The following is a 17,947-nucleotide window of genomic DNA, read 5'->3' on the forward strand; positions in this document are numbered from 1 at the left end:
TGAATGCCTGTAGTGCAATACCTAATAAAAAAAAGACAGCCGAGGCTGTCTTTTTTGTTGGATGCAATGCAATTTAATCTTTGCGTTCCACTTGGCTGACATCGCGCACTGCGCCAGTGTCGGCACTGGTGGTCATCGCGGCGTAGGCGCGTAGCGCTGCGCTGACAAAGCGTTCGCGGCTAACCGGTTTCCATGCGTCTTTGCCGCGAGCATTCATCGCTGCGCGGCGAGCATCGAGTGCTGCGGCGTCAATTTTGAGATTGATGCTGCGATTTGGAATATCAATTTCAATCGTATCGCCTTCTTCCACCAAGCCAATCGCACCACCTTCGGCGGCTTCTGGGCTGGCGTGGCCAATCGATAAGCCGGATGTGCCGCCCGAGAAGCGACCGTCAGTGAGTAGGGCGCACGCTTTGCCGAGGCCTTTTGATTTGAGGTATGACGTTGGGTAGAGCATTTCTTGCATGCCAGGGCCGCCTTTCGGGCCTTCGTAGCGAATGATGACAACGTCACCCGCAACGACTTCATCGGCCAAAATACTAGCAACGGCATCGTCTTGTGATTCGTAAACGCGTGCGCGCCCGGTAAATTTCAGGATCGAATCGTCTACGCCAGCGGTTTTGACGATGCAGCCGCGTTCGGCGATGTTGCCGTATAGGACTGCGATGCCGCCGTCTTGCGAGTAAGCGTGTTCTTTGCTGCGGATGCAGCCATTTTCACGATCCAAATCTAATTCAGGCCAGCGCATGCTTTGGCTGAATGCAATCGTGGTGGCTACGCCGCCGGGGGCTGCGCGATACATCAAGTGTGCCAAGCTATCGGGTGAGTTTTTGATGACGTCCCATTGATCTAAGCTTGCGCCCATGGTTTTGGCGTGAACGGTAGGGACGTCACGATGGATTAAGCCCGCACGATCAAGTTCGGCTAAGATGCCGATCACGCCGCCAGCGCGGTGTACGTCTTCCATATGGTATTTCTGTGTGGCTGGGGCGACTTTGGCGAGGCAGGGTACTTTGCGGCTCATGCGATCGATGTCGGCCATTTTGAAATCAACACCGGCTTCGTTGGCGGCAGCGAGTAAGTGCAATACGGTATTGGTTGAGCCGCCCATCGCGATGTCGAGCGCAATCGCGTTTTCAAACGCTTTGAAGGTGGCGATATTGCGTGGCAAGACCGATTCGTCGCCTTGCTCATAGTAACGTTTGGCTAGCTCAACAATGGTGCGGCCTGCTTGTAGGAATAATTGCTTGCGATCGCCGTGTGTGGCGAGCATTGAACCGTTGCCTGGTAATGAAAGACCGAGTGCTTCGGTGAGGCAGTTCATTGAGTTAGCGGTAAACATGCCAGAGCACGAACCACAGGTCGGGCAGGCGCTACGTTCAACGGCGGCGACTTCTTCATCGCTGACACGGCTGTCGGCGGCTTCGACCATCGCATCAACCAAGTCGAGCTTGCGAATTTCGCCATTCCAGTTCACTTTGCCCGCTTCCATTGGGCCACCAGAAACGAAAATAACTGGGATATTGAGGCGTAAAGATGCCATTAACATGCCGGGGGTAATTTTGTCGCAGTTTGAAATGCATACGATTGCGTCGGCGCAATGGGCGTTGACCATGTATTCGACTGAATCCGCAATTAAATCGCGGCTTGGCAGGCTATACAGCATGCCGCCATGACCCATGGCGATGCCGTCATCAACGGCAATCGTGTTGAATTCTTTGGCGACGCCACCCGCTTTTTCGATTTCACGAGCCACCAATTGGCCCAGATTGTGTAGGTGAACGTGACCAGGGACGAACTGGGTAAATGAGTTGCAAACAGCGATAATGGGCTTGTCGAAGTCGCCGTCTTTCATGCCAGTGGCGCGCCAAAGGGCGCGGGCGCCGGCCATATTACGGCCGTGAGTCGTGGTGCGTGAGCGATAGGTTGGCATGTCGTTTCCTTTTGCGGTGTGCGAATAGTGAGTAGATTGTAGCGAAAAAAAAGCAATACAGGTTTTCAGAAGTGCGCAAGGTAAATTGTCTTTGTGTCTGTAATACGAAAAGCTGATAGAAGTGAAGTGTCTGGCGGTATAATCGCGGCCTCACTTTTAGAGGCTGATTATGTTAGTTCATCCGCAATTTGATCCGGTCGCCATCCATATTTATGGCGGATTTGGTGTGCACTGGTACGGTCTGATGTACTTAATCGGATTCGTTTTGTTTGTGATGTTGGGGCGCTGGCGGATACGAAGAGGCAATCCGCCGGGGTGGCAGACGAGCGAAATGGATGACTTGCTCTTCTATGGTGTCATGGGTGTGATTTTGGGGGGGCGCTTAGGGTATGTGTTGTTTTACAAACCTGCATTTTATTTGGCACATCCATTCGATATTCTAAAGGTCTGGGAAGGCGGAATGGCTTTTCATGGCGGATTTTTGGGGGTGTTGGTGGCGATGGCCTTGTTTGGTCGCAAAACCAATCGAAGTTTTTTTCAGGTGACTGATTTTATTGCGCCATTGGTTCCGCTGGGTTTGGCCGCAGGGCGGTTGGGGAACTTCATTAATGGCGAATTGTGGGGGCGAGTGACTGATGCGGCGACGCCGTGGGCGATGATTTTTCCGCAAGCAATGGATGGTTTGCCGCGACATCCCTCTCAACTGTATCAATTTGCGTTGGAAGGGGTATTGCTGTTTGTGATTTTGTGGCGCTATTCAGCCAAGCCCAGAGCGACTGGGCAAATTTCTGCGTTATTTTTGATTGGTTATGGTGCGTTCCGTTTTATCGCCGAATTTGCACGTGAGCCAGATGACTTTTTGGGCTTGCTTGCGATGAATTTAAGTATGGGGCAATTGCTGTCGCTGCCGATGATTATCTTCGGGTTGGTTTTGTTGGTTTGGTCTAATGGTAAGAAAAGCATGCTATAGGCGCAGTAGAGTAAAAATATTTACGTAATAAAATGAGTGCGTTAGCTATTTTTACCTAGAAAATTAAGTCAAAATAGTCAAAACTATTTGACGTCTTTGGGGGCTCTGTTCATAATGCTGGCTCTCTGTGGCGGGGTTACCCCAGCGGTCAACGGGTCCGGACTGTAAATCCGGCGGCTCTGCCTTCGAAGGTTCGAATCCTTCCCCCGCCACCAGAAACCCAATTGTCGAGCTTGCGACAGTAAGGGCGAATCACAGGAATAAGTCATGCGGGTGTAGCTCAATGGTAGAGCAGAAGCCTTCCAAGCTTACGACGAGGGTTCGATTCCCTTCACCCGCTCCAGTTTTTGCCGATGTAGCTCAGGGGTAGAGCACTCCCTTGGTAAGGGAGAGGTCGTGAGTTCAATTCTCATCATCGGCTCCAACAGTTGTCAGTTATTAATTTATTTCAAGATCTCGAGAAGGAAATAAGCAATGGCTAAGGAAAAGTTTACGCGGACAAAGCCGCACGTTAACGTGGGTACAATCGGTCACGTGGATCATGGCAAAACAACGCTGACAGCTGCGATTACTACAATTCTGTCGAAAAAATTCGGTGGTATTGCTAAAGATTACGCATCAATTGATAGCGCGCCAGAAGAAAAAGCACGTGGTATTACGATTAATACTGCGCACGTTGAATACGAAACTGAAATCCGTCACTACGCACACGTTGACTGCCCAGGTCACGCGGACTACGTGAAAAACATGATTACTGGTGCCGCTCAGATGGACGGCGCAGTATTGGTTGTTTCTGCGGCCGACGGTCCTATGCCACAAACTCGCGAGCACATCTTGTTGTCTCGTCAAGTTGGTGTTCCATACATCATCGTATTCATGAACAAAGCTGACTTGGTTGATGATGCTGAGTTGCTTGAATTGGTTGAAATGGAAATTCGTGATTTGTTGTCTAAATACGATTTCCCTGGTGATGACACTCCAGTTATTACTGGTTCTGCACGTTTGGCGCTTGAAGGTGACCAATCAGAATACGGCGAGCCAGCCATCTTCCGCTTGGCAGATGCTTTGGATACTTACATTCCTGAGCCAGAGCGCGCAATCGACGGTACATTCTTGATGCCAGTTGAGGACGTGTTCTCAATCTCTGGTCGTGGTACTGTTGTGACTGGTCGTGTTGAACGCGGTATCGTTAAAGTGGGTGAAGAGATCGAGATCGTTGGTATCGTTCCAACTGTTAAGACGACTTGTACTGGTGTTGAGATGTTCCGTAAATTGCTTGACCAAGGTCAAGCAGGTGACAACATCGGTGCCTTGCTCCGTGGTACTAAGCGTGAAGACGTTCAACGTGGTCAAGTTTTGGCAAAACCAGGTTCAATCACTCCGCACACTAAGTTCACTGCAGAGATCTACGTTTTGTCTAAAGATGAAGGTGGTCGTCATACGCCATTCTTTAGTAACTACCGTCCACAGTTCTACTTCCGTACAACTGACGTGACTGGCGCGATTGAGTTGCCAGAAGGTACTGAAATGGTAATGCCTGGTGACAACGTATCTATCACTGTAACTTTGATCTGCCCAGTTGCGATGGAGCAAGGTTTGCGCTTCGCGATTCGTGAAGGTGGTCGTACTGTTGGTGCAGGTGTTGTAGCAACAATTTTGGTATAAAAAGGTTGTAAAAAGGGTGTAACGCTGTTATAGTTATGCCCTCTCCGTAGGCGAGTAGCTCAATTGGTAGAGTACCGGTCTCCAAAACCGGGGGTTGTGGGTTCGAGACCCCCCTCGCCTGCCACAATATATCAACGGAGCCGTTCCTGAGAAGGAGCGGCTCTGTTTTATGGGTCGCAGATAAAGCAATGCAAAGCATAGAACGAGTGAAGATAGTAGCTGCCCTTTCGTTGGTGTTGTTGGGTGTGGCTGGTTTTTATATGGTTCCGGCAGGGCAATCCTTTTTGGGTTCTGTGTCTGTCGCTGTGGGCTTGATTGCAGCAGGTGTAGTAATGTGGTTCACCACTTTGGGCCGCACATTTGTTGACTATGCTCGTGATTCGGTTAAAGAAGCGCAGAAGGTTGTTTGGCCTAGCAAGAAAGAAACTTGGCAGGTGACTGCGGTTGTTTTCTTATTTGTTAGTGTTTTATCTCTGTTTATGTGGGCGGTTGACTCTGGTCTCGCTTGGTTGTTTTACGATATCGTGCTCGGTCGCGGTAAATAAACGGAGTGTTAACGATGGGTATGCGTTGGTATGTAGTACATGCGTATTCTGGCTTTGAAAAGAGCGTTCAGAAAGCATTGATTGAAAAAATTAGTCGGCTGGATATGGGCCATTTATTTGGCCAAATTTTAGTTCCAGTCGAAGAAGTGATGGAAATTAAAAACGGTAAAAAAACGCTCACTGAGCGTAAATTTTATCCAGGTTATGTCTTTGTAGAGATGGACATGACCGACGACAGCTGGCACTTGGTGAAAAGTACGCCAAAAGTGACTGGTTTTATTGGCGGTAGCGGCACTAAACCAATGCCAATTCCTGCGCGAGAAGTTGAGCGCATGATGCAGCAAGTGCAAGAAGGCGTTGAGAAGCCGCGTCCGAAAGTATTGTTTGAAGTAGGTGAGTCATTGCGTGTAACGGATGGCCCATTTGCCGACTTTAACGCAACCGTTGAAGTGATTGACTATGAGAAGAGTCGCCTGAAGGTGTCGGTGATGATTTTTGGTCGAGCTACTCCGGTTGATCTGGAATTTTCACAAGTCGAGAAGATTTGATTTGTGTAGGCTGACGCAGTAATGCGTTGATGTTTGGGGAGCTGGATATTTTCCAGCGTTTGACCCGTTTTTTAGGAGTTGTATCGTGGCTAAAAAAATTGTCGGCTATGTAAAGCTGCAAGTGCCCGCTGGTAAAGCAAATCCATCGCCACCAATCGGTCCGGCTTTGGGTCAGCGTGGTTTGAATATTATGGAATTTTGTAAAGCATTTAATGCTGCAACCCAAGGTGTTGAGCCTGGCTTGCCAATTCCAGTGGTAATTACTGCATATGCAGATAAATCATTCACTTTCGTGATGAAATCGCCTCCTGCAACTATTCTGTTGAAGAAAGCTGCTGGTATCACTAAAGGTTCTTCACGCCCACATACTGACAAGGTTGGTGTTGTGACTCGTGCTCAACTTGAAGAAATCGTTAAAACTAAGCAAAACGACTTGACTGGTGCTGATATGGACGCTTCAGTACGTATTCTTGCGGGTTCTGCACGTTCAATCGGTATTACCGTGGAGGGCGTGTAAATGGCTAAGGTTTCTAAGCGTCTTGCAGCTCTGAATGCAACTGTTGATCGCAACAAATTCTACCCAGTAGCAGAGGCAATTGCCTTGGTGCAATCTGCGGCTACTGCGAAATTTAACGAATCAGTTGACGTATCTTTCAACCTTGGTGTTGACCCACGTAAATCCGACCAAGTTGTTCGTGGTGCGGTGGTGTTGCCAAAAGGTACCGGTAAAACTGTACGTGTTGCTGTGTTTACACAAGGCGCGAACGTTGAATTGGCTAAAGCAGCTGGTGCAGACATCGTTGGTTTTGACGATTTGGCTGAACAAATTAAAGCTGGCGTAATGGACTTTGATATTGTGATTGCATCTCCAGATGCAATGCGTATCGTTGGTCAATTGGGTCAAATCTTGGGTCCACGTGGCATGATGCCTAACCCGAAAGTAGGTACTGTAACTCCGAATGTTGCTGAAGCGGTTAAAAACGCAAAAGCCGGTCAAGTTCAATACCGTACTGACAAAGGTGGTGTTGTGCATGCAACAATCGGCCGTGCAAACTTTACTGTCGCTGATTTGCAAGAGAACTTGGTTGCTTTGGCAGATGCTTTGCAAAAAGCAAAACCAGCAAGCTCTAAAGGCGTGTACTTTAAGAAGATCGCTGTTTCTAGCACTATGGGTGTAGGCGTACGCGTCGACACAGCCACAGTTCTAGCATAAAGACTTTGGGTTGCTGAACCATATCTCGATATGGCTCAGCAAAATGTCAAAGACCGTAGGCGCCAAAACCTAGTTTTGGCTTAATCTAAGCGACCAAACGCTAGCCTACGCAGACGGTGTGCCCAATGCAGGCTTCTCATTGACTCATTCGAGTTAATAAAAGTCTCCTGAATATTGGTCGCCGTTTGATTGGGTGGCGCGATTTATCGCGCTGAACTTAACTAATGGAGGTTGACCTTGAGTCTGAATCTTGACGACAAAAAAGCGGTCGTGGCTGAGATTGCAGCGGTAGTTGCAAACGCTCAAACCATCGTTATCGCTGAATACCGTGGAATCGGGGTTGCTAGCATGACTGAATTGCGCAAACAAGCGCGTGAGTCAGGCGTATACTTGCGTGTTCTTAAAAACACCTTGGCACGCCGTGCTGTTGAAGGAACACCGTTCGCTGCATTGGCCGACAAAATGTCTGGCCCATTGGTGTACGGCATTTCTGAAGACGCAGTTGCTGCAGCTAAAGTCATCCAAGCTTTCTCGAAGAAAGACGAGAAAATTAAGGTGATTGCTGGTTCTTACGAAGGCAAAGTATTGACTGCTGCTGAAGTTGCTCAACTCGCTACTATCCCGAGCCGTGAAGAATTGCTCTCGATGTTGCTGGGTGTTATGCAAGCACCAGTTTCTGCATTTGCTCGTGGTCTTGGCGCATTGGCTGCCAAGAAAGCCGAAGGTGCTGCACCTGCTGAAGTTGCTCCTGCTGCCGCTGAAGAAGCGTCAACAGAAGCTCCAGCTGATGCTGCCTAAGCTTTTTCCCTATTTTGAATTTGATTTAATCTGACAAGATTTTCAGGAGTACTAGAAATGGCTGTTACTAAAGAAGACATCCTTGAAGCAGTAGGTTCATTGACTGTTATGGAATTGAATGAGCTGGTTAAGGCATTCGAAGAAAAATTTGGCGTTTCTGCTGCTGCTATGGCAGTTGCAGGTCCAGCTGGCGCTGCTGGTGGCGCTGCTGCTGCTGAAGAACAATCTGAATTTGACGTTATCTTGACTGGCGCTGGCGCACAGAAAGTTGGCGTTATTAAAGTTGTTCGTGAAGTAACAGGTTTGGGCTTGAAAGAAGCTAAAGATTTGGTTGATGGCGCTCCAAAAACAATCAAAGAAGGCGTTTCTAAAGCCGACGCAGATGCAATCGCTAAGAAATTGATCGAAGCTGGCGCGACTGCTGAAGTTAAGTAATTCTGCTGAAGTAATGTAGTACAGGCAGACGGAGCAATCCGTCTGCCCTTTTGCGTTTGTGTACTAAGGCCTTTCTTACAAGGACTCGTGTCATAAATGCGTCGTTTGCAGCTCGTTCTTGCAGCTGACAAACCTGAGACCGCTCACTGCCGTTTGATCGGGCGTTTGCGGTTTGTCAATTGCGCCCAACCCATGGAGAGTTTATGAGTATGAAATACTCGTTCACTGAAAAAAAACGCATTCGCAAGAGTTTTGCGAAGCGGGCGAGTGTCCTCGAGGTGCCATTCCTATTGGCGACTCAGATTGACTCTTATTCCGAATACTTGCAACTTGGCGTTTCTGTTGAAGATCGTCGCGAAATTGGTTTGCAAGCTGCGTTTAATTCAATTTTCCCTATCGTTTCCCATAACGAATATGCACGTTTGGAATTTGTGCATTACACCTTGGGCGTGCCAGCATTCGATGTTAAAGAATGTCAGCAGCGCGGCATTACTTTTGCCGCTCCGTTGCGTGCGCGTGTTCGCTTGGTCATCATGGATCGCGAATCGTCGAAACCAACGGTCAAGGAAGTGAAAGAGCAGGATGTTTACTTCGGTGAAATTCCGCTCATGACACGCAGTGGCTCGTTTGTTATTAACGGTACCGAACGTGTAATCGTTTCTCAGTTGCACCGCTCTCCGGGTGTGTTCTTTGAGCATGATAAAGGCAAAACCCATAGCTCAGGCAAATTACTGTTCTCGGCTCGTGTGATTCCTTACCGCGGCTCATGGCTCGATTTCGAATTTGATCCGAAAGATCTGTTGTTCTTCCGTATCGACCGTCGTCGTAAGATGCCAGTGTCTATCCTGTTGAAAGCGCTAGGGTATACGGCTGAACAGATTCTGGCTCAATTCTTTGATACAGATACCTTCTACCTCACTGATGATGGCATTTATTGGGAACTTGTTCCTGATCGCCTACGCGGTGAAGTGGCTAAATTCGACATCATCGCCGATGATGGTCGTGTATTGGCACAAAAAGACAAGCGTATTACCGCTAAAACAATTCGCGATATCAATAATGCCGGCATGACGCGCATTCAAGTACCGCTGGATTATATGTATGGTCGTATTCTATCGACTGCGGTGATTAGTCCTGATACGGGCGAATTGGTCGCAAAAGCGAACGACGAAATTACTGAAGATCTATTGGTTAAACTCGATAGCGCTGAAGTAAAAGAAATTAAAACGCTATACATCAATGACCTCGACCAAGGCGGCTTTATTTCTGCCACCTTGCGCACTGATGAAACATTGGATGAATGGCAAGCACGTGTGGCAATTTACCGCATGATGCGTCCTGGCGAGCCGCCAACAGAAGATGCGGTACAGGCTTTGTTCAAAGGCTTATTCTTTAATGATGAGCGCTACGATCTTTCAGCCGTTGGCCGTATGAAATTTAATAGCCGTGCTTATCCAGATCGTTTGGATGAAAAAGCACCGGGCTGGCAGCGTCGTTTCTACGAGCAAGCGGGCAAGAAAGGTATTAACGGTTCTGGCGTCTTGTCGACAGAAGATATCGTTGCGGTGATCGGTATCTTGATCGAACTACGTAATAGCCGTGGCGAAGTGGATGACATTGATCACTTGGGTAACCGTCGTGTTCGGTCGGTCGGTGAGTTGGCAGAAAACCAATTCCGCGCTGGTCTTGTGCGTGTTGAGCGCGCGGTTAAAGAGCGTTTGTCACAAGCAGAGTCAGACAACTTGATGCCACACGACTTGATCAATGCCAAGCCGGTTTCGGCGGCAGTGAAAGAGTTCTTTGGTTCGTCACAGTTATCGCAATTTATGGACCAAACGAATCCATTGTCTGAAATCACCCACAAGCGCCGTGTGTCGGCACTGGGTCCAGGTGGTTTGACGCGTGAGCGCGCCGGCTTTGAAGTTCGTGACGTGCATCCAACGCATTACGGTCGTGTTTGTCCGATTGAAACACCGGAAGGTCCAAACATTGGTTTGATCAATTCATTGTCTTGCTACGCACGCACGAATGAATATGGTTTCTTGGAAACGCCGTACCGTAAAGTGATTAATGGTCAAGCGACGCTTGAAATTGAATACTTGTCGGCGATTCAAGAAGGTAAATATGTTATTGCGCAGGCGAATGCCGGTTTGGATGCCGATAACAAATTGACCGACGAATTGGTAACTTGCCGTGAAGCAGGCGAAACGATCGTAGCTACGCCAGATCGCGTGCAATACATGGACGTTGCGCCGAGTCAGATCGTTTCTGTTGCAGCTTCATTGATTCCATTCTTGGAACACGATGACGCCAACCGTGCATTGATGGGCGCCAACATGCAACGTCAAGCGGTTCCTTGCTTGCGCGCAGAAGCACCTATGGTCGGTACCGGTATCGAGCGCACGTGTGCAACTGACTCAGGTACTGCGGTAACTGCATTGCGTGGTGGTGTCGTTGATTTCGTTGATGCAACACGTATCGTGGTTCGTGTAAACGACAGCGAAACGGTAGCAGGTGAGACCGGTGTAGATATCTACAACTTGGTTAAGTTTACCCGTTCGAATCAGAATACCAATACGAATCAACGTCCGATCGTCGTAAAAGGTGATCGTATCGAGAAAGGTGATGTGGTTGCCGACGGCGCTTCAACTGATTTAGGTGAGTTGGCATTGGGTCAAAATATGACCATCGCCTTCATGCCTTGGAATGGTTACAACTTCGAAGATTCGATTTTGATCTCCGAAAAAGTCATTGCGGATGACCGTTACACTTCGATTCATATCGAAGAGTTGAACGTGATGGCCCGTGATACAAAATTAGGCCCTGAAGAAATTACCCGTGATATTTCCAATTTGTCAGAGCGTATGCTCGGCCGCTTGGATGAATCTGGCGTGGTTTATATCGGTGCAGAAGTTGAAGCTGGCGATGTATTGGTGGGTAAAGTAACGCCAAAAGGTGAAACCCAGCTCACGCCAGAAGAAAAACTGCTGCGTGCGATCTTCGGTGAAAAAGCGTCTGACGTTAAAGACACTAGCTTGCGCGTGCCTTCAGGCATGGTGGGTACTGTGATTGACGTGCAAGTGTTTACTCGTGAAGGGATTGAACGTGATAAACGTGCCCAAGCCATTATCGATGAACAATTGCGTCGCTACCGCCAAGACTTGAACGACCAGTTGCGTATTGTTAACGATGACTTGTTCGAGCGTATCGAGCGGATGATTGTTGGTAAAGTCGCGAATGGCGGTCCTAAACGTTTAGCTAAAGGCACAGAAATTACTGCTGAATACTTGGCAGACCAAGTGTCGAAACATGACTGGTTCGATATCCGTCTTGCGGATGAGGAAGGCGCGCGTCAATTGGAAGCGATGAAAGACTTGATCGCTCAAATGAAGCAAGAGTTCGAACTGCGCTTTGAAGACAAAAAACGTAAATTGACGCAAGGTGACGAGTTGCCTCCTGGCGTTATCAAGATGGTTAAAGTGTATGTGGCCGTTAAACGCCGCCTACAACCTGGCGATAAAATGGCCGGCCGTCACGGTAACAAGGGTGTGGTTTCGAAAATCTTGCCCGTAGAAGATTTGCCACACATGGCCGATGGCACAACGGTTGATATCGTGTTGAACCCATTGGGCGTTCCATCACGGATGAATATCGGTCAGATTCTTGAAGTGCATTTGGGTTGGGCTGCCAAAGGGATTGGTCAACGAATTGATGCGATGTTGCGTGAACAGCGCAATGTGGCCGAAGTGCGTGAAACCTTGAACAAGATTTATCAGTCAAAAGGCCGTGCCGAAGACATTAGTGATTTGTCTGATGAAGAGATCATGAATCTAGCGCAAGGATTGCGTACAGGTATGACTTTTGCCAGCCCGGTATTTGACGGCGCTGATGAGTCTGAGATTCAAGAAATGCTGCAATTGGCGTATCCAGATGAAGATCCACGTACGCAGCAACTTGGTTTCAACAGCAGCAAGACGCAAATGCAGTTGTTTGATGGTCGCACGGGTGAACCGTTTGAACGTAAAGTGACCGTTGGCGTGATGCATTACTTGAAACTGCATCACTTGGTTGATGACAAGATGCATGCGCGTTCAACAGGTCCGTATTCTCTCGTGACTCAGCAACCATTGGGCGGTAAAGCTCAGTTCGGTGGTCAGCGTTTCGGTGAGATGGAGGTGTGGGCATTGGAAGCATATGGCGCTGCATACACTCTGCAAGAAATGTTGACTGTGAAGTCAGATGACGTGAATGGCCGTACTAAAGTTTACGAAAACATTGTGAAGGGTGATCACCGCATTGATGCTGGCATGCCAGAGTCCTTCAATGTATTGGTTAAGGAAATCCGCTCGCTCGGTATTGATATCGATCTGGAAACCTACTAATCGCTGTGAGGTATAGGATCGCGGGCTAGATTTAATCTTGCCTTGCGATCGATACCCTGATTGTCCTCACTGGAGAATATTGGAATGAAAGGCTTACTCGAACTTTTCAAGCAAGTCGCGCAGGACGAAGAATTTGACGCGATTAAAATTGGCCTAGCATCGCCAGAAAAAATCCGTTCTTGGTCTTTCGGCGAAGTGAAAAAGCCAGAAACCATTAACTACCGTACGTTCAAACCAGAGCGTGACGGTCTGTTTTGTGCTCGTATTTTCGGGCCAATTAAAGATTACGAATGCTTGTGCGGTAAATACAAGCGTTTGAAACATCGCGGTGTAATTTGCGAGAAGTGCGGCGTTGAAGTGACCTTGTCAAAAGTGCGCCGTGAGCGTATGGGTCACATTGACCTTGCTTCACCTGTTGCGCATATTTGGTTCTTGAAATCACTCCCAAGTCGTTTGGGTATGGTTTTGGATATCGCTTTGCGTGATATCGAACGCGTCTTGTATTTCGAAGCATTCATCGTGGTTGAGCCAGGCATGACACCACTGACACGTGGTCAGTTGCTCACCGAAGAAGATTACTTCGCCAAAGTTGAAGAATACGGCGATGAGTTCGTGGCCTTGATGGGCGCGGAAGCTGTACGTGAATTGCTCAAGTCAATGGACGTTGACCAAGAGATTAGCAATCTGCGTGCCGAACTCGATAGCACCGGTTCAGAAACCAAAATCAAGAAAATCGCTAAGCGCTTGAAAGTGCTTGAAGCGTTTGATCGCTCAGGTATCAAGCCAGAGTGGATGATTATGGAGGTGTTGCCGGTATTACCTCCGGAATTACGTCCATTAGTTCCACTGGATGGCGGTCGTTTTGCGACTTCTGACTTGAATGATTTATATCGTCGCGTAATCAACCGTAATAACCGTTTGAAGCGTCTGCTTGAATTGCGCGCTCCGGAAATTATCGTCCGCAACGAAAAACGTATGTTGCAAGAAGCGGTGGATTCATTGCTCGACAACGGTCGTCGTGGTAAGGCGATGACTGGCGCGAACAAACGTCCGTTGAAATCGCTTGCCGATATGATTAAAGGTAAGGGCGGTCGTTTCCGTCAGAACTTGCTGGGTAAACGTGTTGATTACTCAGGTCGTTCTGTTATTACCGTTGGTCCTACTTTACGTTTGCATCAATGTGGCTTGCCAAAATTGATGGCGCTCGAGTTGTTCAAGCCATTCATTTTCCATAAATTGGAAGTAATGGGCTTGGCAACAACGATTAAAGCAGCGAAGAAAATGGTTGAAAGCCAAGAGCCTGTAGTTTGGGATATCTTGGAAGACGTGATTCGCGAACATCCAATTCTATTGAACCGTGCGCCAACATTGCATCGCTTGGGTATTCAAGCCTTTGAGCCGATGTTGATTGAAGGTAAGGCGATTCAGTTGCATCCTCTCGTTTGTGCGGCATTCAATGCTGACTTTGACGGTGACCAAATGGCGGTTCACGTTCCATTGTCGCTTGAAGCGCAAATGGAAGCGCGCACTTTGATGTTGGCCTCGAACAACGTTTTGGCACCAGCCAACGGCGAGCCGATCATCGTTCCGTCGCAAGATATCGTGTTGGGTCTGTATTACATGACTCGCGAAGCGAAATATGCCAAGGGTGAGCGCCTGAATGAAGATGGCAAACGCCTGACTATTTTTGCCGATGTTGCTGAAGCATTGCGCGCATACCAAAGCAAAGAAGTCACGCTGCAAACACGTGTATCGATTCGCTTGAAAGAATGGTTCAAGAATGAGTCTGGCGATTGGGAAAGCAAACTAGTTCGCCGTGATACTACGGTTGGCCGAGCGATCTTGTCAGAAATTTTGCCAAAAGGTCTTGCGTTCTCGCATATCGACAAGTCATTGAAAAAGAAAGAAATTGGTAAGTTGATCAATGCTTCTTTCCGTCGCTGCGGCTTGAAAGAAACCGTGATTTTTGCTGACCAATTGATGTACACCGGTTTTGCATATTCAACTCGCGGTGGTATTTCAATTTGCGTTGATGATATGTTGGTTCCAGCGAACAAAGTACCGTTGTTGGCGGCAGCGCAAGCTGAAGTGAAAGAAATCGAGCAGCAATATAGTTCTGGTTTGGTAACGAACGGCGAACGCTACAACAAGGTCGTTGATATCTGGGGCCGTGCTGGTGACCAAATTGCGAAGGCGATGATGGATCAGTTGGCGAAAGAGACTGTCTTTGATGCGAATGGCAACAAAGATGAGCAAGAATCGTTTAACTCGATTTACATGATGGCTGATTCGGGTGCGCGTGGTTCTCCTGCACAGATTCGTCAGTTGGCCGGTATGCGTGGTTTGATGGCGAAACCGGATGGTTCGATTATCGAAACGCCGATTACGACCAACTTCCGTGAAGGGTTGACGGTTCTGCAGTACTTTATTTCGACGCACGGTGCGCGTAAAGGTCTTGCAGATACGGCATTGAAGACAGCGAACTCAGGTTACCTGACTCGTCGTCTGGTTGACGTTACCCAAGACTTGGTTGTGACTGAAGACGATTGCGGTACAAAAAATGGCGTTTCAATGAAAGCCGTTATGCAAGGCGGTGACGTTGTTGAAGCGCTCCGTGACCGTATTTTGGGTCGTATCGTGGTTAAAGACGTGGTTGATCCATCAACTCAAGAAACGATTTTCGAAGTCGGTACATTGCTGAACGAAGATGCAGTTGATGAAATTGAAGCACGTAATATCGACGAAGTGATGGTTCGTACACCATTGTCGTGCGAAACACGTTATGGCTTGTGCGCGAAGTGCTATGGCCGTGACTTGGGTCGTGGTCAGATTGTTAATGCCGGTGAAGCGGTTGGTGTTATTGCAGCGCAGTCGATTGGTGAACCAGGTACTCAGTTGACGATGCGTACGTTCCACATTGGTGGTGCGGCATCTCGAGCAGCAGCTGCAAGCCAAGTTGAAGCGAAATCAAACGGCCGTATTGGCTTTAGTGCCAATATGCGTTATGTAACCAATGCGAAAAACGAGTTAGTGGTGATTGCTCGTTCAGCAGAGCTGTTGATTTTGGATGATGTGGGTCGTGAACGCGAAACACACAAAATCCCTTACGGCGCAACGTTAACTGTTAAAGCCGATGATATTGTTAAAGCGGGGACTGTTCTCGGTACTTGGGATCCGCATACTCGCCCAATCATTACGGAGTACTCAGGTACAGTTCGTTTTGAGAATGTCGAAGAAGGTATGACGGTTGTTAAACAAGTCGATGAAGTAACAGGCTTGTCTACACTGGTTGTTATTGCTTCTAAAGCAAAAGTGACTGCGTCTAAAGCGGTTCGACCATTGGTTAAACTGATTGATGAAAACGGTCATGAAATGAAATTGGCAGGTACCGATACTGCAGTAACGATTTCATTCCAAGTTGGCTCTATCATTACAGTGAAAGATGGTCAGAAAGTGGGTGTGGGTGATGTATTGGCTCGTATTCCACAAGAATCTGCGAAGACACGTGATATTACCGGTGGTCTGCCACGTGTTGCTGAGTTGTTTGAAGCTCGCTCACCGAAAGATGCAGGTATGTTGGCGGAAATCACAGGTACAGCAAGCTTTGGTAAAGATACCAAAGGTAAGCAGCGTCTGGTCTTGACTGATCTTGAAGGTACGCCGCATGAATATCTGATTTCTAAAGACAAGCATGTGATGGTGCATGATGGTCAAGTGGTGAGTCAGGGTGAAATGATTGTTGACGGGCCTATTGATCCGCATGACATCTTGCGTTTGCAAGGTATTGAGGCATTGTCTCGTTACATCGTGCAAGAGGTTCAAGAGGTTTATCGCTTGCAAGGCGTTAAGATTAATGACAAGCATATCGAAGTGATTGTTCGTCAGATGTTACGCCGTGTTGTAATTTCAGATGCAGGTGATTCGGAATTCATCTTGGGCGAACAGGTTGAGCGTGCAGAAGTATTGATCGCAAATGACAAGCTGGCCGAAGAAGGCAAAGAAATCGCGAAGTTTGACAATATTCTTTTAGGTATTACGAAAGCCTCATTGTCAACCGATTCGTTTATTTCGGCGGCTTCGTTCCAAGAAACCACTCGCGTACTCACAGAAGCTGCAATTATGGGTAAAGTTGATGATTTGCGCGGCTTGAAAGAAAACGTGATTGTAGGGCGTTTGATTCCTGCTGGTACAGGTCTTGCCTACCACAAGAATCGTAAACGCCAGCTAGCTAAGAATGAAGTTTTAGCGCCATTTGCTGAAGCTGCTGCAGAAGTTATTGCTGAAATCGGCGATATTTCGGAATAATCACTAAAATGCAAGCCGACTCTTGTCGGTTTGCATTGACGTGGATTCGTTCTTTTCCTTATAATTCAAAGTCTTTTTCTGCGGAGAGCGATTTTGTCGCTCTCCGCAGCGTTTCCAGTAAGGAAACCTTAGCCAGATCACACTCGTGATATGGTTTTTTTTAACGCGGTAGGAAGTGAAAAACAATGCCAACTATCAATCAACTCGTTCGTAAAGGACGCGTTGCGGAAAAACTAAAGAGCAAAGTTCCAGCTCTTGAGGCTTGCCCGCAAAAACGTGGTGTATGCACTCGTGTGTATACAACAACTCCAAAAAAACCAAACTCTGCATTGCGTAAAGTATGCAAAGTTCGCTTGACCAACGGTTTCGAAGTTATTTCGTACATCGGCGGTGAAGGTCACAACTTGCAAGAGCATAGCGTTGTATTGCTACGCGGCGGTCGTGTAAAAGATTTGCCAGGTGTTCGCTATCACTGCGTACGTGGCTCTCTTGACTTGGCTGGCGTTAAAAATCGTAAGCAAGCTCGCTCTAAATACGGTGCAAAACGCCCTAAGGCGTAATTTGATGCTGTATCGAGTGGCGGCTACATATGAGCCGTCAAGTAAGTGGTCATCTTTATAGGTGCCCGCGGGGTGTTCCCCAACTGAATGTCACATTAAGGAAGTAAGTTATGCCAAGACGCAGAGAAGTCCCAAAGCGTGATGTGTTGCCAGATCCAAAATTCGGTAGCACTGAACTCGCTAAATTCATGAACGTAGTAATGCTTGATGGCAAAAAAGCTGTCGCAGAACGTATCGTTTATGGTGCACTTGCCCAGATCGAAAAAAAGACGGGTAAAGATGCAATTGAAATTTTTAACACCGCAATTGGCAATGTTAAGCCAATCGTTGAGGTTAAAAGCCGTCGTGTCGGTGGCGCCAACTACCAGGTGCCAGTAGAAGTACGTCCAAGCCGTCGTCTGGCATTGTCGATGCGCTGGGTTCGCGAGGCGGCTCGTAAACGTGGTGAAAAATCAATGGATCTGCGTCTAGCAGGTGAACTTCTTGACGCGGCTGAAGGTCGCGGCGGCGCGATGAAGAAACGCGATGAAGTGCATCGTATGGCTGATGCGAATAAAGCATTCGCCCATTTCCGCTTCTAATCACGTAGTAAG

Annotated in this window: 13 protein-coding genes and 4 tRNA genes; 16 read left to right on the forward strand and 1 reads right to left on the reverse strand. The window is 47.9% G+C overall.

Going from position 1 to position 17,947, the window contains the following annotated elements; translation table 11 throughout:
• Positions 1-73: 73 nt before the first annotated feature.
• Positions 74-1,933, reverse strand: coding sequence for a dihydroxy-acid dehydratase (gene ilvD, locus GM173_RS09610; protein ID WP_203571153.1), 1,860 nt, complete (start codon positions 1,931-1,933; stop codon positions 74-76).
• A gap of 169 nt (positions 1,934-2,102) precedes the next feature.
• On the opposite strand from ilvD, the gene lgt reads away from it, so the two are divergent.
• The 16 genes from lgt to rpsG all read left to right on the forward strand — a co-directional run bounded on the left by lgt (position 2,103) and on the right by rpsG (position 17,935).
• Positions 2,103-2,903 (forward strand): prolipoprotein diacylglyceryl transferase, encoded by an 801-nt coding sequence (gene lgt / locus GM173_RS09615; protein ID WP_203571154.1) that lies wholly within the window; start codon positions 2,103-2,105, stop codon positions 2,901-2,903.
• 129 nt (positions 2,904-3,032) lie between these two features.
• Positions 3,033-3,118 (forward strand) — tRNA-Tyr (locus GM173_RS09620).
• 54 nt (positions 3,119-3,172) lie between these two features.
• A tRNA-Gly gene (locus tag GM173_RS09625) sits at positions 3,173-3,246 on the forward strand.
• Between the two features lie 6 nt (positions 3,247-3,252).
• A tRNA-Thr gene (locus tag GM173_RS09630) sits at positions 3,253-3,327 on the forward strand.
• A gap of 50 nt (positions 3,328-3,377) precedes the next feature.
• The gene (gene tuf, locus GM173_RS09635; protein WP_203571155.1) at positions 3,378-4,568 is read left to right on the forward strand and encodes an elongation factor Tu; all 1,191 of its coding nucleotides are present in this window, start codon (positions 3,378-3,380) and stop codon (positions 4,566-4,568) included.
• A 48-nt stretch (positions 4,569-4,616) separates the two neighbouring features.
• A tRNA-Trp gene (locus GM173_RS09640) sits at positions 4,617-4,692 on the forward strand.
• 64 nt (positions 4,693-4,756) lie between these two features.
• Entirely contained in the window at positions 4,757-5,113 is a 357-nt protein-coding gene (gene secE / locus GM173_RS09645) for a preprotein translocase subunit SecE (RefSeq protein ID WP_203571156.1), read from the forward strand.
• A 14-nt stretch (positions 5,114-5,127) separates the two neighbouring features.
• The gene (nusG, locus tag GM173_RS09650; RefSeq protein WP_203571157.1) at positions 5,128-5,661 is read left to right on the forward strand and encodes a transcription termination/antitermination protein NusG; all 534 of its coding nucleotides are present in this window, start codon (positions 5,128-5,130) and stop codon (positions 5,659-5,661) included.
• An 85-nt stretch (positions 5,662-5,746) separates the two neighbouring features.
• The gene (gene rplK, locus GM173_RS09655; RefSeq protein WP_203571158.1) at positions 5,747-6,178 is read left to right on the forward strand and encodes a 50S ribosomal protein L11; all 432 of its coding nucleotides are present in this window, start codon (positions 5,747-5,749) and stop codon (positions 6,176-6,178) included.
• The gene (rplA, locus tag GM173_RS09660; protein WP_203571159.1) at positions 6,179-6,874 is read left to right on the forward strand and encodes a 50S ribosomal protein L1; all 696 of its coding nucleotides are present in this window, start codon (positions 6,179-6,181) and stop codon (positions 6,872-6,874) included.
• Positions 6,875-7,111: 237 nt separating this feature from the next.
• Positions 7,112-7,672: a 50S ribosomal protein L10 gene (rplJ, locus tag GM173_RS09665; RefSeq protein ID WP_203571160.1), complete on the forward strand. Its 561-nt coding sequence runs from the start codon at positions 7,112-7,114 to the stop codon at positions 7,670-7,672.
• Between the two features lie 57 nt (positions 7,673-7,729).
• Positions 7,730-8,107: a 50S ribosomal protein L7/L12 gene (rplL, locus tag GM173_RS09670; RefSeq protein ID WP_203571161.1), complete on the forward strand. Its 378-nt coding sequence runs from the start codon at positions 7,730-7,732 to the stop codon at positions 8,105-8,107.
• A 209-nt stretch (positions 8,108-8,316) separates the two neighbouring features.
• Positions 8,317-12,489 carry a DNA-directed RNA polymerase subunit beta gene (gene rpoB, locus GM173_RS09675; RefSeq protein WP_203571235.1) on the forward strand — a complete coding sequence of 1,391 codons (4,173 nt, stop codon included), beginning with the start codon at positions 8,317-8,319 and terminating at the stop codon, positions 12,487-12,489.
• 84 nt (positions 12,490-12,573) lie between these two features.
• On the forward strand, positions 12,574-16,794 hold the full coding sequence (rpoC, locus tag GM173_RS09680) for a DNA-directed RNA polymerase subunit beta' (protein ID WP_203571162.1): 4,221 nt from the start codon (positions 12,574-12,576) through the stop codon (positions 16,792-16,794).
• Between the two features lie 185 nt (positions 16,795-16,979).
• The gene (gene rpsL / locus GM173_RS09685) at positions 16,980-17,354 is read left to right on the forward strand and encodes a 30S ribosomal protein S12 (RefSeq protein ID WP_203571163.1); all 375 of its coding nucleotides are present in this window, start codon (positions 16,980-16,982) and stop codon (positions 17,352-17,354) included.
• Positions 17,355-17,464: 110 nt separating this feature from the next.
• On the forward strand, positions 17,465-17,935 hold the full coding sequence (rpsG, locus tag GM173_RS09690) for a 30S ribosomal protein S7 (protein WP_203571164.1): 471 nt from the start codon (positions 17,465-17,467) through the stop codon (positions 17,933-17,935).
• The last annotated feature ends 12 nt before the right edge of the window (positions 17,936-17,947 follow it).

It is taken from the genome of Deefgea chitinilytica, from assembly GCF_016881405.1.
GTDB lineage: Bacteria > Pseudomonadota > Gammaproteobacteria > Burkholderiales > Chitinibacteraceae > Deefgea > Deefgea chitinilytica.

Bases quoted from the DNA above. Each gene is read 5' to 3' on its own strand.
- secE (WP_203571156.1), top strand. From the start codon at position 4,757: ATGCAAAGCATAGAACGAGTGAAGATAGTAGCTGCCCTTTCGTTGGTG.
- rpsL (WP_203571163.1), top strand. From the start codon at position 16,980: ATGCCAACTATCAATCAACTCGTTCGTAAAGGACGCGTTGCGGAAAAA.
- tuf (WP_203571155.1), top strand. From the start codon at position 3,378: ATGGCTAAGGAAAAGTTTACGCGGACAAAGCCGCACGTTAACGTGGGT.
- rpsG (WP_203571164.1), top strand. From the start codon at position 17,465: ATGCCAAGACGCAGAGAAGTCCCAAAGCGTGATGTGTTGCCAGATCCA.
- rpoC (WP_203571162.1), top strand. From the start codon at position 12,574: ATGAAAGGCTTACTCGAACTTTTCAAGCAAGTCGCGCAGGACGAAGAA.
- rplL (WP_203571161.1), top strand. From the start codon at position 7,730: ATGGCTGTTACTAAAGAAGACATCCTTGAAGCAGTAGGTTCATTGACT.
- rplA (WP_203571159.1), top strand. From the start codon at position 6,179: ATGGCTAAGGTTTCTAAGCGTCTTGCAGCTCTGAATGCAACTGTTGAT.
- ilvD (WP_203571153.1), bottom strand. From the start codon at position 1,933: ATGCCAACCTATCGCTCACGCACCACGACTCACGGCCGTAATATGGCC.
- nusG (WP_203571157.1), top strand. From the start codon at position 5,128: ATGGGTATGCGTTGGTATGTAGTACATGCGTATTCTGGCTTTGAAAAG.
- lgt (WP_203571154.1), top strand. From the start codon at position 2,103: ATGTTAGTTCATCCGCAATTTGATCCGGTCGCCATCCATATTTATGGC.
- rpoB (WP_203571235.1), top strand. From the start codon at position 8,317: ATGAAATACTCGTTCACTGAAAAAAAACGCATTCGCAAGAGTTTTGCG.